The organism is Halomicrococcus pelagicus (assembly GCF_051917725.1).
GTDB lineage: Archaea > Halobacteriota > Halobacteria > Halobacteriales > Haladaptataceae > Halomicrococcus.
The window spans coordinates 14,286-27,243 of record NZ_JBQBLX010000003.1 but is presented as its reverse complement, the minus strand read 5'-3'; the positions used below and the strand labels follow the sequence as shown (position 1 = coordinate 27,243).

Genomic DNA, 12,958 nt, shown 5'->3' with positions numbered 1-12,958 from the left:
CATGACAAAGGACGACTCTAACACTACACGGCGTACGTATCTCAAATCGACCGCTGTCGCCGGGGCTGCCGGGATGGCCGGTCTGTCTGGCTGTCTCGGCGGTTCGGACGGTAGCGGCGACGGCGGCGACGGCGGCGACGGCGGTGGAAACAAGGTAGAAGTACAACACTGGTGGACGGGCGGCGACGGCGGCGCGGCCATCAAGGCGCTGTTCGAGGGATTCGAGAAGAAACACGACGTCAAGGTCAAACCCAACCCCGTCTCCGGCGGGGCGGGTCAGAACCTCCAATCCGTCATCAAGAAGCGCGTCCTGAACAACAATCCGCCGAGCACGTGGCAGGCGTGGCCGGGGAAGAACCTGCAACCGTACGTCGAAGCGGACAAACTGAAAGACATCGGCGATTCGATCTGGTCGAACAACGACATGAAGAAGGCGTACCTGAAAGGGCCGAAAGAGGCAGCGAAACCGGGCGGAAAGTTCGTGTCGGTACCGCTCAACATCCACCGCCTCAATAACCTCTTCTACAACGTCGAAGTCGTCGAGAAGGCGGGCGTCGACCCCAAGAGCATCAAAAAGCCGAGCGACCTCGTCGATGCGATGAAGCAGGTCGAGAACAAGACGAACGCGGTCGGGATGGCTCACCAGACGAAGTCCGGCTGGTCGACCCTCCAACTGTGGGCGATGATACTCCTCGGCGAGCACGGTGAACAGGCGTACACCGCCTTCACCGAAGGGAAGGTGAAGGAGAACCAGCAGGCGGTGAAGGACTCGCTCTCGACGGTCAAAGAGTACAAGAAGCACTTCAACAGCGACGCGGGGTCGCTCGATTGGCAACAGGCGAACAAGAAGCTCATCAACGGCAAGGCCGCGTTCATCCATCAGGGCGACTGGGCTGCGGGAATGTACCGCAGTCAGAAGAACTTCGAGTTCGAAAAGCAGTGGGACATGGCGCCGTTCCCCGGCACGAAGGGGATGTACGCGCTCGTCATGGACTCGTTCCCCTTCCCGAAGAACAACCCCACGACCGACGCGACGAAGAAGTTCCTCCAGTACGTCGGGTCGGTCGACGCGCAGGAACGGTTCAACCCCAAGAAGGGGTCGATTCCGCCGCGCACCGACGTGCCGAAGGACAAGTTCGGGCCATTCCTCTCGCGGCAGATGGACGAGTTCAAGGATTCGAAATCGCAGCCCCCGTCCATCACGCACGGGCTGGCGACGAAGCCCGGAACGCTGACGAAACTCAAAGACGCGGCGACGACCTTCAACTCCGATTGGAACGTCGATAAGGCGTACAACAATTTCGCCAAGGCGTTCAAATCCGACTGAGACTCAACGCCCGATTTTTCATGCAAGGAATACGCGAAGCACTGGAAAAAGTCCGACGCGACACGAGTCGTGACCGGGAGGTTCGGGCCGACGGAGGAACGGTAACCGAGAGGCACCGCGAGACGGAGGAGTCGATATTCCAGAACGAGTTCGTCCAGAGCATCCCGTTCTGGTTGCCGCCGTTCCTGCTGATGGGCTTTTTCGTCTACGGCGCCATCGGCTGGAACCTGATAATCTCCTTCACCGACTTTGCGTCGCTCACGCTCCCGACGTACGACCCCGCGACGTTCGACTTGGAGATGTATCGGCGGGCGTTCGGCGATCCGAACTTCTGGGCCTCGGCACGGAACACGCTCGTTCTGTTGGTCGCGTTCACCGTGCTCTGTCTGGCGGTCGGCTTGATGCTCGCCATCGTCGTCGACAGGGAGATTCGGTTCGAGAACACGTTCCGAACTATCTACCTCCTGCCGATGAGCCTCTCGTTCGTCGTGACGGCGAAGGTGTGGGCGTGGATGTACAACTTCCAGAGCGGGATGATAAACATCACGCTGCGGAAATTAGGCTTGGACTTTCTCGCCCACCACTGGATAAGCGACCCGACGACGAAGCTCGCGGCGGTCATCTTCGCGCTCATCTGGCAGTTCAGCGGCTACGCGATGGTCGTCTACCTCGCGGGCCTGCGATCGATTCCGGACGAACACTTCGAGGCCGCGCGGGTGGACGGCGCGAGTTCGTGGCGCATGTACCGACGGGTCGTCATCCCGCAGTTGCGCTCGTCGACCATCGGCGCGGCGGTGGTGCTAATGGTGTTCGCGCTCAAGGCGTTCGACTTCCTGTACGTGATGTTCGGGAACAATCCCGGTCCCGCGGCGGACATTCTGGCGACGATGATGTTCCGCGAGGCGTTCGCGTCCAACAACTGGGCGTACGGATCGGCCATCGCCATCATCCTCTTCCTGATGGCGCTCGCCGTCGTCGGACCGTACCTCTACAGTGAGTACAGACGAGGTGAACTATGAGCGCGACGAGAACGGTGAGACGGTGCCGGACGGGGACGACGGCCAGGTGGTCTCGATGAGCGGCCCGCCGGCGACGCCGGAACCGGAGAATCACACCCGCAGGGAGCGGGCCGTCACCGCGTTTCGAAACGCGGGGCCGCGACGACTGGTGCTGTACGCCGTGCTGTTGGCGCTCGTCGGGTTCTATCTGGCGCCGCTGGAGTCAGCCATCATGACCGCCTTCAAGACGAACAGCGCGTTCAACAGCACGCTCCCGTTCGCGCCGCCCGGGCCCGACGGATTCACCCTGAAACCGTGGCGGGTGGCGATAGACAAACTGACCCACGGCGTCGTCAACAGCCTCATGCTCGCCATCCCGGCGACGCTCCTGTCCGCGACGCTCGGAAGTCTCGCGGCGTACGGGGTGACGAACGTCGAGTGGAAGTACCAGATGCCCATCATCGCGCTGTTCATCGCGGGCATCTTCATCCCGTACCAGGCGGTGTTGGTGCCTCTCTCGCGCCTGTTCGCCATCGTCGATACGCGGGCCATGCTCGCGCCGGTGTGGAGTTTGCCGCTGATGCACCCCCACTACGCGAACATCGTCAACCTCATAATCGCACACACCGCGTACGGGATTCCCATCACGTTCCTGCTGTTCCGGTCGTACTACCGGAACCTCTCGGACGAGATGCTGGAGGCGGCCCGGTTGGACGGGGCCAGCGTGTTCAGCATCTACCGGAACATCGTGCTCCCGCTGTCGAAACCGATGTTCGCGGTGACGCTCATCTACCAGTTCACGCAGGTGTGGAACGACCTGCTGTTCGCGCTGGTCATCCTCCCCGGCGGTGCCGGGGCGGGGGAACCGGTGACGGTCGCGCTGACGAACCTGAGCGGCGGCATCATCCAGTCGTTCGGTCTACAGATGGCGGGCGCGTTCGTCGCGGCGATACCGACGCTCATCGTCTACATCGCGTTCGGAGAACAGTTCGCAAAAGGAGTTGCAAGCTGATGATACGGAATCACATGACGGAACGGAGGTATCGGAACGATGGCTAGGCTCACGCTCGACGGCGTGACCAAGTGGTTCGACGACGACGGCGACCGAATCGTCGCCGTCGACGACGCGACCATCGAGATAGACGACGGGGAGTTCCTCGTCCTCGTCGGCCCCTCGGGCTGCGGGAAGTCGACCACGCTCAGGATGATCGCGGGGTTAGAAACCGTCTCCCGCGGCGCGATTCGCCTCGACGGGGCGGCCATCGACGACCAACCGCCGACGACCCGGGACATCGCGATGGTGTTCCAGTCGTACGCGCTCTACCCCCACATGACCGTGCGGGAGAACATGCGCTTCGGGCTGGAGGAGTCGACGACACTCTCGGACGACGAGATGGACCGCCGGGTCGAGGACGCCGCCGAGATGATGGGCATCGCCGACCTGCTGGACCGCAAGCCGAGCGAACTCTCCGGCGGCCAGCAACAGCGCGTCGCGCTCGGCCGCGCCATCGTCCGCGACCCCGAGGTGTTCCTGATGGACGAACCGCTGTCGAACCTCGACGCCAAACTCCGCTCTCAGATGCGGACGGAACTCCAGCGACTGCAGGAGGACCTCGGCGTGACGACGGTGTACGTCACTCACGACCAGACGGAGGCGATGACCATGGGCGACCGCATCGCCATCCTCGACGACGGCGAACTCCAGCAGGTCGGCACGCCCCTCGAATGTTACCACGAACCCGCGAACCGGTTCGTGGCCGGCTTCATCGGCGAACCGTCGATGAACTTCTTCGAGATGGAGCGGGACGGCGACACGCTCGTCGGCGAGGAGTTCGCGTATCCGCTCTCGGCCGAGACGGCAGAGGCGGTCGCCGACGCCGACCGCGTGACGCTCGGCGTTCGCCCCGAGGACGTGGAACTCGTGTCCGACGCCGACGCCGACCACGACTTCGCCACCGTGGTGGACGTGGTCGAACCGATGGGCAACGAGAACAACGTCTACCTGGCGTTCGAGGGGAACGAGGCCGACGGCGAAGGGGTGGACGAGGACCGGCGGACCTTCGTCGCCACCGTCGACGGGATGCGGGCCGTCGAGGCCGACCAGCCGGTCGTCGCCCGGATTCCCGAGGAGGCGGTCCACCTCTTCGACGCCGACACGGGCGAGGCGCTCAGGAACCGGACCCTCGACGCGGCCGAGACGACGCTCCCGAGCGTCTAGGCGTCTCGGTCGCCGTTCTCCGCCCGCTTCCGTTCGTACTCGTCGGGCGTGTAGGTCTTCAGCTCCAGCGCGTGGATGTCGGTGGTCATGTGCTCGCCCAGCGCGTCGTACACCATCTCGTGCTGGTCGACGAGCGTCTCCCCCTCGAACGCCGGCGAGACCACCGTCGCGGCGAGGTGGTCGTCGTCGTCCACGCCGCGCGGCTGTGAGACCGTCGCTTCCGCGTCCTCGACGCCCGATTCGATGAGTCGTTCGACGTCGTTCGCGTCCATACTGGAAGCTATCGCGTCGGAGACCAAAAGCCGACGGGGTCCGGGCGCGACGCCGCGGCGAGGAACCGGCCGACGTCGCGCTCGCCGACGGGCCGCCGGGGGAACTCTCGACAACCCGTCGACGACGGGCCGAAACCCCGTTTCGAGGCGTCCTCAGCCGTCCAGAAGCGTGATTCCGTCGAGCCGTCCGATGGTTTCGGCGCTCGGGTCGTCGCCGTCCGTCTCGACACGCTCGACCGGCGGCTGGCGGTAGTCGGCGTAGACGTTGAGGTTGGCGTCGTCCTCGACCGCGACGGTGAACTCGCGCACCGCGTCCTCGGGTCGCCAGACGCGGGTCACCTCGCCCTGCGCCTCGTCGCCTGCTCCTGGGCCGCCCCGCGGCGACCACTCCAGTCGGACCGCCATCGACTCCTCCACGTCGTCCGGTTGCAGTTCGTCCGCCATGGGCGTTCGTTCTCGGCGTCGTCCCCTCAGTGCTTCGGCCGGCATCGCCGGCGACCATCCTGGTCCGGGCCGGGAGAAGCGAGCGTTTATGTAACTTCGATTACCAGTCCTCCGTAATGCCCTCCCTTCCGCCGCAACTCCGTGCGTTCGTCCGACCGTTCGGGACGTTCCGCGAGTGGACGCCGTCGCTCGGAGTCGCCCTCCTGCTCGTCCTCGTCGCCGGCGGCGCCAACGCGTACGCAGTCGCCCAGACCGCGGACGTCGTCGGCGGTCACGTCTCGGGGACGACGGTCGTCGACAATCCCGCGCGGCCGCCCGAGGCAATCTGCGACGACGACTTCGGCGAAATCGGCTCGGACGTCGACCGGAGATGTGACCGGCCGAAGACTATCGAGAAGAAACTCGGGCCGGTCGCCGCCGACGCCGTGAGCGGCGGCGTCCCGCTGGCGCTGCTCACGCCGTTCGTGACGTGGATTCTCGTCACCGTCGTCTTCGCCCTGCTGACCGCCGACGGCGGACTGCGCGACGGCGAGCAGTTCGAACAGTTCGTCGGCCTGCTGCCCGCGACGGCGTGGGGCGTCGCGCCGGCGACGCTCCGGTACCTCGCCCGCCCGGTGGCGGTGTCGCGCCTCGTCGAGGAGTGGTCGTACCCGTCGGACGTCGAACTGCTCTCGGAGGCCGCCCGGACCGTGTCGGCCGGCACGGATTCGACGGTCTTCCTCGCCGTCCTCGCTGCGACGCTGGCCTGGCAGGGGTACGTGTTCGCGGGGGCACTCCGCGGCGTCCGCGACGCCTCGCGCGAGCGAGCGGTCGGCGTCGCCGCGGTGCTCGCGGCGCTGGCGTTCGGGTTCGCCGCGGTCGGAGCGGTCTCGTTCCCGCCGGACGCGCCGAACGAGATACTCGGCCTCCTCGGTGTCGCCGTCGGATTCGTCGCGTTCGCGCTCGCACGGACGTTCGTCGCTATCGACACCTTCTTCGAACTCATCGGGATGCGCGGCCGGAAGAACGTCGAACCGCGCGACTGGTATCTCTGGCTCCGGCGGGCGATGGGCGCTCTCGTGATGGTCGCGGGCTTCGTGCTGTCCGGCGGGGTCCGATACCTCTAGGTCCAGTTGTCGAGGCCGGTCTGGACGACGGCGTCCTCGATGCGCTCGAAGCCGCGCTCGACCTCGTCGGCGTGGATGTCCCACTCCTCGACGACGTACTCGCGGGCCGCGTCGAGGTCGGGGTCCATCTCGGCGTCGAACGCCACGTCGTCGGTCACGTCCGGGTCGAGGAACAGGTTCCGGATGACGTCCGCGTTCTCGACGTGGGCATCGCGGGTCTCCAGTACCCCCCAGAGGTCACCGTGCTCCTTGACCTCCTTCAGCGCGGTCTTCGGACCGACGCCGTCGATACCCTCGTTGAAGTCCGTGCCGATGAGGATGGCCACGTCGACGAGTTGCTCCCAGGTGATGTCGTGTTCGTCGAGGGTGGCCTCGAAGTCCATCAGTTCGGGGTCGCCCTTGCTCGTCAGTTTCCGGAGCGTGAGGGGCGCGCCGAGCAGGAGCGCGTCGTAGTCCTCGGTGCCGGCGTAGTCGACTGTGCCGTTCCGGGCCATGTGGGCCGCCTGCGCCTCCCCCTCGGCGGGCGCTTCGACGTACGGCACGTCGAGCAGGTCGAACAGTTCCCGCGTCGTCTCGTGGATGGCGGGCGTCAGCCGCTGGGTGTGGGCGTCGAGGCGCGCGACCTCTATCTCGTCGCCCGCCTCGCGGGCCTCCGCCAGTCGCTCCTCCATCTTCTCGCGCTGCTCGCGTCGGCTCTCTATCTCCTCGGTCTTGAGGTCGGTCACGCCCCCGTCGAAGACGAACACGGGCGTCAGGTCGTGCTCGAAGAACTTCGGCAGTCCCTGGACCACGCCGACGAGGTTCGCCACCTCGGTACCGTCCTCGGTCGTGTACACCTCGTCTTCGGTCCACTTCACGGTCGTCGTCAGGTACTTGTACAGCCAGTTGTGCGCGTCGACCGCCACCAGCCGTCCGTCGAGGTCGTCGAAGGCGACCTCCTCGAGGACCGCTATCTGGCGGAGTGCGGAGTTACCCATCGCCACGAGGTAGGTGGTCGGGGGGTTTGAAAGCTATCGCTCCGGGTCGCTCTCCCGGGGACCGTCGTCACCTCCTCCGTGCGACACGAAAAGGCGTTTAACGCCCCGCGGTCGATTTCCGGTATGGTCGAGAAAGTCATCTGGCCCGCCTACATCGACGCCGAGCTGAGTCGGCGCGAGGGCCGGCGGGTGCCGCAGGAGGTCGCCGTCCCCGAGCCGACGGTCGACGAGATAGCAAAGGCGGTCCAGCAGGTCGGTTACGACGCGGTCGTCGAGCGCGACAAGGCCTACTCCCGCGAGAACTGGAAGACTCGGGGTCGCGTGCTGGTGAAGAACGCCGACGACGCCTCGAAGAACGACCTCATCCAGGCCGTCGCCGCGTACGTGGCGGCGCTGCGCGACTGATGCAGAAACTCGGCGACGTGGTCCGGACCGCGCAGGGGCTGGCGGTCGTCCGGACCCCCGGCGAGGAGTACCCCGACCTCGGCACCGAGGTCGTCGACGAGCAACTCGACGCCGTCGGCCGGGTCGTCGACGTGTTCGGCCCGGTCGACCGTCCCTACCTCGCGGTGTCGCCGTCGGAGGACGTTGCGCTCGCGTCGCTCGTCGGGTCGAAACTGTACGCGCGATAACGTCGGACGGCTACTCCTCGACGAACTCGACGCCGCCGACCTCGAAGCGCGCGCCGCCGTCGTCGGCCTCGGTCGCGTCGACGGTCCAGTCGTGGGCCTCGGCGATGCGTTCGACGATGGAGAGGCCGAACCCGCTGCCGCCCTCGGCCGTCGAGAATCCGGTCTCGAATATCCGTTCGCGCTCCGACGCCGGGATGCCGGGGCCATCGTCCTCGACGGCGAACCCGTCCCCGGTCGGCAGCAGGCGAACGGTCGCGTCCTCGCCGGCGTGCGTGACGGCGTTCCCGATCAGGTTCTCGAACAGTTCCCGCAGGCGACTCTCGTCGGCGAGCACCGTCGGGAGGTCGTCTGCCAGTTCGTACGTGGCTCCGGTGCCGGCGGTCGACCAGGCGTTCTCGAACGCGCGTTCGAGCGGGACGGGTTCCGGGTCGTCGACGACCTTCCCCTGTTCGGCGAGCGCCAGCAGGTCGGCGATGATGTCCTCCATGCGGCCCAGCGCGACCGCCGCCTCCTCCAGGTGTTCCGTGTCGCGCTCCCGGCGTTCGAGGTCGACCCGCACCCCCGCGATGTCGAGCGGGTTGCGCAGTTCGTGGGCGACGGTCCGCGCGAACTCCTCGAGGCGCTCGTTCTCCGCTTCGAGTTCCTGCTGGCGCTCGCGCATCTCCGTTACGTCCTCCACCGAGAACACGACTCGTTCGAGGTCGCCGTCGGCGGAGTGTATCGGCGCGGCGCTCACGGACAGGAGGGTCCACTCGCCGTCGGGGCCGTCGTATCCGACGCGGACGTCGGACTTCGACACGCCGCGTTCGAACACGTCGGTGAACGGGTAGTCCTCGTCCGGAATCGGGCTGCCGTTCTCGTCCGTGAGTTGCCACTCCGAGGAGTCGTAGGTGCGGTTCTTGACCTCCTCCTCCGTGAGACCGAGCAGGTCGAGCGCTCGCTGGTTGGCCTGCACGAGTTCGCCCTCGGAGTCCCCGACGACGATGCCGACGGGACTCGTCTCCAGCACCCGTTCCAGCAGTTCCTTCTCGCGGTGGAGTTCGCGGCGTATGCGGTTCTCGTCGGTCGCGTCCCGGAAGAACACCGACAGCCCCTCCTCGGAGGGGTAGGCGTGGACCTCGAACAGCGTGTCCAGCGGGGGGTAGTACGCCTCGAACGTCGTCGCCTCCTGGGTCACCATCGCCTCGCGGTACTCGTCTTCGAACTGGGAGTTCAGCGCCGCCGGGAACTCCTCCCAGACGTTCTTGCCGAGCAGTTCCCCTTTCTCGCGGTCCAGCAGTTCCCGACCGTGCTCGTTGACGAACGTGAACCGCCAGTCGGCGTCGAGCGCGAAGAAGGCGTCCGTGACGCGCTCGTAGACGGTGTTCACGCGCTCCTGGTACCGCTCGGCGGCCTGTTCGGCGCGGTACTGGGAGACGACGTTGTCGATGCGGTTGGCGAGCAGCGCGTACTTCTCCGGTCCACCGCCCTTCTGGAGGTACTCGCTGACGCCGGCCGAGATGGCCTCGCTGGCGATGTCCTCGCTTCCCTTGCCGGTGAAGAGGATGAACGGCAGGTCCGGCCGGCGTTCCCGGACCGACTCCAGAAACTCGAGCCCGTCCATCGCCCCCATGTCGAAGTCGCTGACGATGCAGTCGACGTCGATGTCGTCGAGCCGCTCCAGAGCCTCGGAGGGGTCGGTGTCGGTGGAGACCTTCACGTCGTCGATGTGTTCGTCGAGAAAGGTTTCGGAGAGTCGCACTCGCGCGGGGTCGTCGTCGACGTGCAGGACGTGGATGGGCACGCTGCCGCCAACGTCGTCGACGTCGACCGGACCGTAATCGCTGGGGTTTCGCGTCGAACCCGGAACCATGGCTGTCTGTCGGGACGCCAATCGTTTATAGGTGCGGGCTTCGGTAGCGCACGGATTACCGGCCGACCGACCGCAAATTCCGCTATCTCTAGAAGAAAACCTTTCTCGAAATAGTAATAGGAACGCGAGGGATGGCGTCCGGGTCAGTGCGTGTGGGCCGTCCCGGGTCGGTCGCGCGTCGAGCGCCGTCCGAACTGGACGGTTTTTTACCCTTCGGCATCTCATCCCCGACCAATGAGCGAGTACGACTACGAGGACCTCGGTCTCGTGGCCGGGCTGGAGATACACCAGCAACTGGACACCGAGACGAAGCTGTTCTGCGAGTGTCCGACCCGCCTTCGAGACCCGGAGGAAGCCGCGCGGACGTTCACCCGCTACCTGCATCCGACCAAGAGCGAACTCGGGGAGATAGACGAGGCAGCGCTCGAGGAGAGCCAGGTCGACCGCGAGTTCGAGTACCTGGCGTACGACACCACCTGCCTCGTCGAGGAGGACGACGAACCGCCCCATCGCCTCGACGACGAGGCACGCGAGGTCGTCCTCGAGATCGCCCAGTTGCTGGACATGGACGCGGTCGACCAGGCCCAGGTCATGCGGAAGATCGTCGTCGACGGCTCGAACACCTCCGGCTTCCAGCGCTCGACGCTGGTCGCCCGCGACGGCGAAATCGAGACGAGCGAGGGGCCGGTCGGCGTCGAGGACCTGATGCTCGAAGAGGAGAGCGCCCAGCGCGTCGAGGAGCGCGAGGACGGCGTGCTCTACAGCCTCGACCGCCTCGGCATCCCGCTCGTCGAAATCGGGACGAAACCGGACATCTCCACGCCCGAGCAGGCCCGCGAGGCCGCCGAACGCATCGGCATGCTTCTGCGCTCGACCGGACAGGTCAAGCGCGGCCTGGGCACCATCCGCCAGGACGTGAACGTCTCCATCGAGGAGGGGGCGCGCGTCGAGATGAAAGGCGTCCAGAGCCTGGACGACATCGACGACCTCGTCCGCAACGAGGTCGAGCGCCAGGTCGAACTGCTCGCCATCCGCGACGAACTCCGGGAGCGCGACGCCGCGGTCGGCGAGACCCGGGACGTGACCGACGTGTTCGAGGACACCGACTCCGGCGTCATCCGGAGCGCGCTGGACGACGGGGGGAAGGTCACCGCAGTCCCCCTCTACGGCTTCGACGGGCTGGTCGGCCGCGAGATCCAGCCCGACCGCCGCCTCGGCACCGAGCTGTCCGACCACGCCAAGCGCCGCGGCGCGGGCGGCATCTTCCACACCGACGAACTCCCGGCGTACGGCGTCACCGAGGACGAGGTCGCGGCCCTGCGCGACGCCGTGGACGCCGGCGAGGACGACGCCGTCGCCATCGTCGCCGCCGCCCCCGACGTGGCGGAGGGCGCTATCGAGGCGGCCGCCGAGCGCGCCGAGGTCGCCGTCGAGGCCGTTCCCGAGGAGACCCGCGGGGCGAACGAGGACGGCACCTCCCGCTACCTGCGGCCGCTCCCCGGCGCGGCCCGTATGTACCCCGAGACGGACGTACCGCCGGTCGACCTCGACCCGACCGAGGTGGAGACGCCGGAACTGCTCACCGAGAAGGTCGACCGCTACCAGGACGAGTACGGTCTCGACGCCGGCCTCGCCGAGCAGGTCGCGTACGGTCGCCGGATGACGCTGTTCGAGCGGGCCGTCGACGCGGGCGTCGACGCGACGCTGGCCGCCGGAACGCTCGAGAGCACCGTCACCGAACTCCGGCGCGACGGCGTCCCCGTCGAGAACCTCACGGACGACCACTTCCTCGACGCGCTCGGTCTCGTCGCCGACGACGAGGTGCCGAAGGGGAGCGTCGGCGACCTGCTGACCGCGCTCGCGGAGACCCCCGAACTGACAGCGCGAGAAGCGGTCGAGCGGGAGGGCCTCGGTAGCGCGGACGAGGACGAGGTCCGCGAGGCCGTGGTCGAAGTGGTCGAGCGAAACGACGAACAGGTCGAGGAGCAGGGGATGGGCGCGTTCTCCGCCCTGATGGGCGAGTGCATGGGGGCACTCGGCGGTCAGGCGGACGGCGACCTCGTCAGCGAGATGCTGCGCGAGGAGATAGGGAAGCGCGCCTGAATCGGTCCAGCCAGCAGTGCTTTGTCGTCCGAAGCGAAAGAACGGCCACGTGAACGAGACGAACACGTCACTCGATAGACGCGGTCTCGAGCCATGAGTTCCGACTCGAACGTCGACCCCTCGGGTGCGACGCTGTCGTACGGGAACATCCTCGAACGCGAGATCGGGAACGCGCTGAAGGAGATAGACCGGCCCCCGAAGGGGCTGTTCCTCTCTGGTCTGGCCGCCGGTCTCAACGTGAGCTTCGGCGCGCTGTTCATGGGGATGGTGCTGACGTTCTCGCCGTCGTTCCCGTCGCCGCTGGTCGAGCGGGTGCTGGTGGCGGTCGCGTCCTCCGTCGGGTTCCTGTTCGTCGTCCTCGGCCAGACGGAGCTGTTCACGGCGCACACGACGATGGGCGTGTTGCCCGTGCTCGACGGCAGAGCGTCGACCAGGGACCTCGGCCGACTCTGGGGGATAGTTTACGTCGCGAACCTCGTCGGCTGCGCGCTGTTCGCGGGGCTCATCGCGCTGTTAGGGCCGTCGATGGGCATCGCGGAACCGGCCGCGTTCGGGACGCTCGCCGAGTCGCTCGTCCCGAAGCCGTCGTGGGTCATCTTCCTGAGCGGCGTCGTCGCCGGCTGGCTCATGGGGCTGGTGACCTGGCTCGTGGCCGCGAGCCGGGACACGGTGAGCCGGGTGTTGTTAGTCGTCGTCGTCACGACCGGCATCGGCTTCGGTCCCTTCCATCACTGCCTGCTCGGAACGACCGAGGTGCTCTCGGCGATGTTCATGGGCCAGGGCGTCTCGCTCGCAGGGTTCGGCCACTTCCTCGTCTGGACGACGCTCGGGAACACCGTGGGCGGGACCGTGTTCGTCGCGCTCGTCAACTACGGGCACGTCGCCCTCTCCGAGGAGTACCGCGCCGAGGAGAGCGACGCGGACGATACGGAGGGCGAGTCCCCCGGCAACGTCCTCCGTGACGACTGACCGGGGTGCGCTCTCCCGGACGAATCGGCCGCGGTGACGTCCGGGGTCCGCAACCGGACG

At 66.8% G+C, this 12,958-nt stretch carries 13 protein-coding genes; 9 read left to right on the top strand and 4 right to left on the bottom strand.

Annotation, left to right across the window (positions count from 1 at the left end):
• Position 1: 1 nt before the first annotated feature.
• From ACTF4R_RS09405 to ACTF4R_RS09390, 4 genes are read left to right on the top strand one after another with little or no spacing between them, the layout of a single operon-like run.
• On the top strand, positions 2-1,327 hold the full coding sequence (locus tag ACTF4R_RS09405) for an ABC transporter substrate-binding protein (RefSeq protein ID WP_440007604.1): 1,326 nt from the start codon (positions 2-4) through the stop codon (positions 1,325-1,327).
• 20 nt (positions 1,328-1,347) lie between these two features.
• A complete protein-coding gene (locus tag ACTF4R_RS09400) occupies positions 1,348-2,346 on the top strand; it encodes a carbohydrate ABC transporter permease (protein WP_440007603.1) in 999 nt (332 codons plus the stop codon).
• A 55-nt stretch (positions 2,347-2,401) separates the two neighbouring features.
• Positions 2,402-3,337: a carbohydrate ABC transporter permease gene (locus ACTF4R_RS09395; RefSeq protein ID WP_440007991.1), complete on the top strand. Its 936-nt coding sequence runs from the start codon at positions 2,402-2,404 to the stop codon at positions 3,335-3,337.
• Between the two features lie 39 nt (positions 3,338-3,376).
• A complete protein-coding gene (locus ACTF4R_RS09390) occupies positions 3,377-4,543 on the top strand; it encodes an ABC transporter ATP-binding protein (protein WP_440007602.1) in 1,167 nt (388 codons plus the stop codon).
• Here ACTF4R_RS09390 and ACTF4R_RS09385 read toward each other — a convergent pair.
• The gene (locus ACTF4R_RS09385) at positions 4,540-4,815 is read right to left on the bottom strand and encodes a BolA family protein (RefSeq protein ID WP_440007601.1); all 276 of its coding nucleotides are present in this window, start codon (positions 4,813-4,815) and stop codon (positions 4,540-4,542) included. The genes ACTF4R_RS09390 and ACTF4R_RS09385 overlap by 4 nt on opposite strands.
• A gap of 153 nt (positions 4,816-4,968) precedes the next feature.
• Positions 4,969-5,259 (bottom strand): hypothetical protein, encoded by a 291-nt coding sequence (locus tag ACTF4R_RS09380; protein WP_440007600.1) that lies wholly within the window; start codon positions 5,257-5,259, stop codon positions 4,969-4,971.
• 116 nt (positions 5,260-5,375) lie between these two features.
• Here ACTF4R_RS09380 and ACTF4R_RS09375 point away from each other — a divergent pair, with 116 nt between their 5' ends.
• Positions 5,376-6,365 (top strand): DUF6199 family natural product biosynthesis protein, encoded by a 990-nt coding sequence (locus tag ACTF4R_RS09375; RefSeq protein WP_440007599.1) that lies wholly within the window; start codon positions 5,376-5,378, stop codon positions 6,363-6,365.
• Here ACTF4R_RS09375 and fen read toward each other — a convergent pair.
• Positions 6,362-7,342 (bottom strand): flap endonuclease-1, encoded by a 981-nt coding sequence (gene fen / locus ACTF4R_RS09370; RefSeq protein WP_433624774.1) that lies wholly within the window; start codon positions 7,340-7,342, stop codon positions 6,362-6,364. The genes ACTF4R_RS09375 and fen overlap by 4 nt on opposite strands.
• A 123-nt stretch (positions 7,343-7,465) precedes the next feature.
• On the opposite strand from fen, the gene srp19 reads away from it, so the two are divergent.
• Together srp19 and ACTF4R_RS09360 are read left to right on the top strand one after the other, a co-directional pair.
• Positions 7,466-7,747: a signal recognition particle subunit SRP19 gene (gene srp19 / locus ACTF4R_RS09365; RefSeq protein WP_440007598.1), complete on the top strand. Its 282-nt coding sequence runs from the start codon at positions 7,466-7,468 to the stop codon at positions 7,745-7,747.
• Positions 7,747-7,974: an H/ACA ribonucleoprotein complex subunit GAR1 gene (locus tag ACTF4R_RS09360; protein WP_440007597.1), complete on the top strand. Its 228-nt coding sequence runs from the start codon at positions 7,747-7,749 to the stop codon at positions 7,972-7,974. The genes srp19 and ACTF4R_RS09360 overlap by 1 nt, the downstream gene beginning before the upstream one ends.
• Before the next feature lie 10 nt (positions 7,975-7,984).
• On the opposite strand, the gene ACTF4R_RS09355 is transcribed toward ACTF4R_RS09360, so the two are convergent.
• Positions 7,985-9,826 carry an ATP-binding protein gene (locus ACTF4R_RS09355; RefSeq protein ID WP_440007596.1) on the bottom strand — a complete coding sequence of 614 codons (1,842 nt, stop codon included), beginning with the start codon at positions 9,824-9,826 and terminating at the stop codon, positions 7,985-7,987.
• A gap of 234 nt (positions 9,827-10,060) precedes the next feature.
• Between ACTF4R_RS09355 and gatE the strand changes: the two genes are divergently transcribed.
• Both gatE and ACTF4R_RS09345 read left to right on the top strand, forming a co-directional pair.
• Positions 10,061-11,929, top strand: coding sequence for a Glu-tRNA(Gln) amidotransferase subunit GatE (gene gatE, locus ACTF4R_RS09350; RefSeq protein ID WP_440007595.1), 1,869 nt, complete (start codon positions 10,061-10,063; stop codon positions 11,927-11,929).
• A gap of 93 nt (positions 11,930-12,022) precedes the next feature.
• A complete protein-coding gene (locus tag ACTF4R_RS09345) occupies positions 12,023-12,898 on the top strand; it encodes a formate/nitrite transporter family protein (protein WP_440007594.1) in 876 nt (291 codons plus the stop codon).
• The last annotated feature ends 60 nt before the right edge of the window (positions 12,899-12,958 follow it).

Excerpts from the sequence above, each read along its gene's own strand:
- ACTF4R_RS09405 (WP_440007604.1), top strand. The coding sequence starts at position 2 with ATGACAAAGGACGACTCTAACACTACACGGCGTACGTATCTCAAATCG.
- ACTF4R_RS09400 (WP_440007603.1), top strand. The coding sequence starts at position 1,348 with ATGCAAGGAATACGCGAAGCACTGGAAAAAGTCCGACGCGACACGAGT.
- ACTF4R_RS09395 (WP_440007991.1), top strand. The coding sequence starts at position 2,402 with ATGAGCGGCCCGCCGGCGACGCCGGAACCGGAGAATCACACCCGCAGG.
- ACTF4R_RS09390 (WP_440007602.1), top strand. The coding sequence starts at position 3,377 with ATGGCTAGGCTCACGCTCGACGGCGTGACCAAGTGGTTCGACGACGAC.
- ACTF4R_RS09385 (WP_440007601.1), bottom strand. The coding sequence starts at position 4,815 with ATGGACGCGAACGACGTCGAACGACTCATCGAATCGGGCGTCGAGGAC.
- ACTF4R_RS09380 (WP_440007600.1), bottom strand. The coding sequence starts at position 5,259 with ATGGCGGACGAACTGCAACCGGACGACGTGGAGGAGTCGATGGCGGTC.
- ACTF4R_RS09375 (WP_440007599.1), top strand. The coding sequence starts at position 5,376 with ATGCCCTCCCTTCCGCCGCAACTCCGTGCGTTCGTCCGACCGTTCGGG.
- fen (WP_433624774.1), bottom strand. The coding sequence starts at position 7,342 with ATGGGTAACTCCGCACTCCGCCAGATAGCGGTCCTCGAGGAGGTCGCC.
- srp19 (WP_440007598.1), top strand. The coding sequence starts at position 7,466 with ATGGTCGAGAAAGTCATCTGGCCCGCCTACATCGACGCCGAGCTGAGT.
- ACTF4R_RS09360 (WP_440007597.1), top strand. The coding sequence starts at position 7,747 with ATGCAGAAACTCGGCGACGTGGTCCGGACCGCGCAGGGGCTGGCGGTC.
- ACTF4R_RS09355 (WP_440007596.1), bottom strand. The coding sequence starts at position 9,826 with ATGGTTCCGGGTTCGACGCGAAACCCCAGCGATTACGGTCCGGTCGAC.
- gatE (WP_440007595.1), top strand. The coding sequence starts at position 10,061 with ATGAGCGAGTACGACTACGAGGACCTCGGTCTCGTGGCCGGGCTGGAG.
- ACTF4R_RS09345 (WP_440007594.1), top strand. The coding sequence starts at position 12,023 with ATGAGTTCCGACTCGAACGTCGACCCCTCGGGTGCGACGCTGTCGTAC.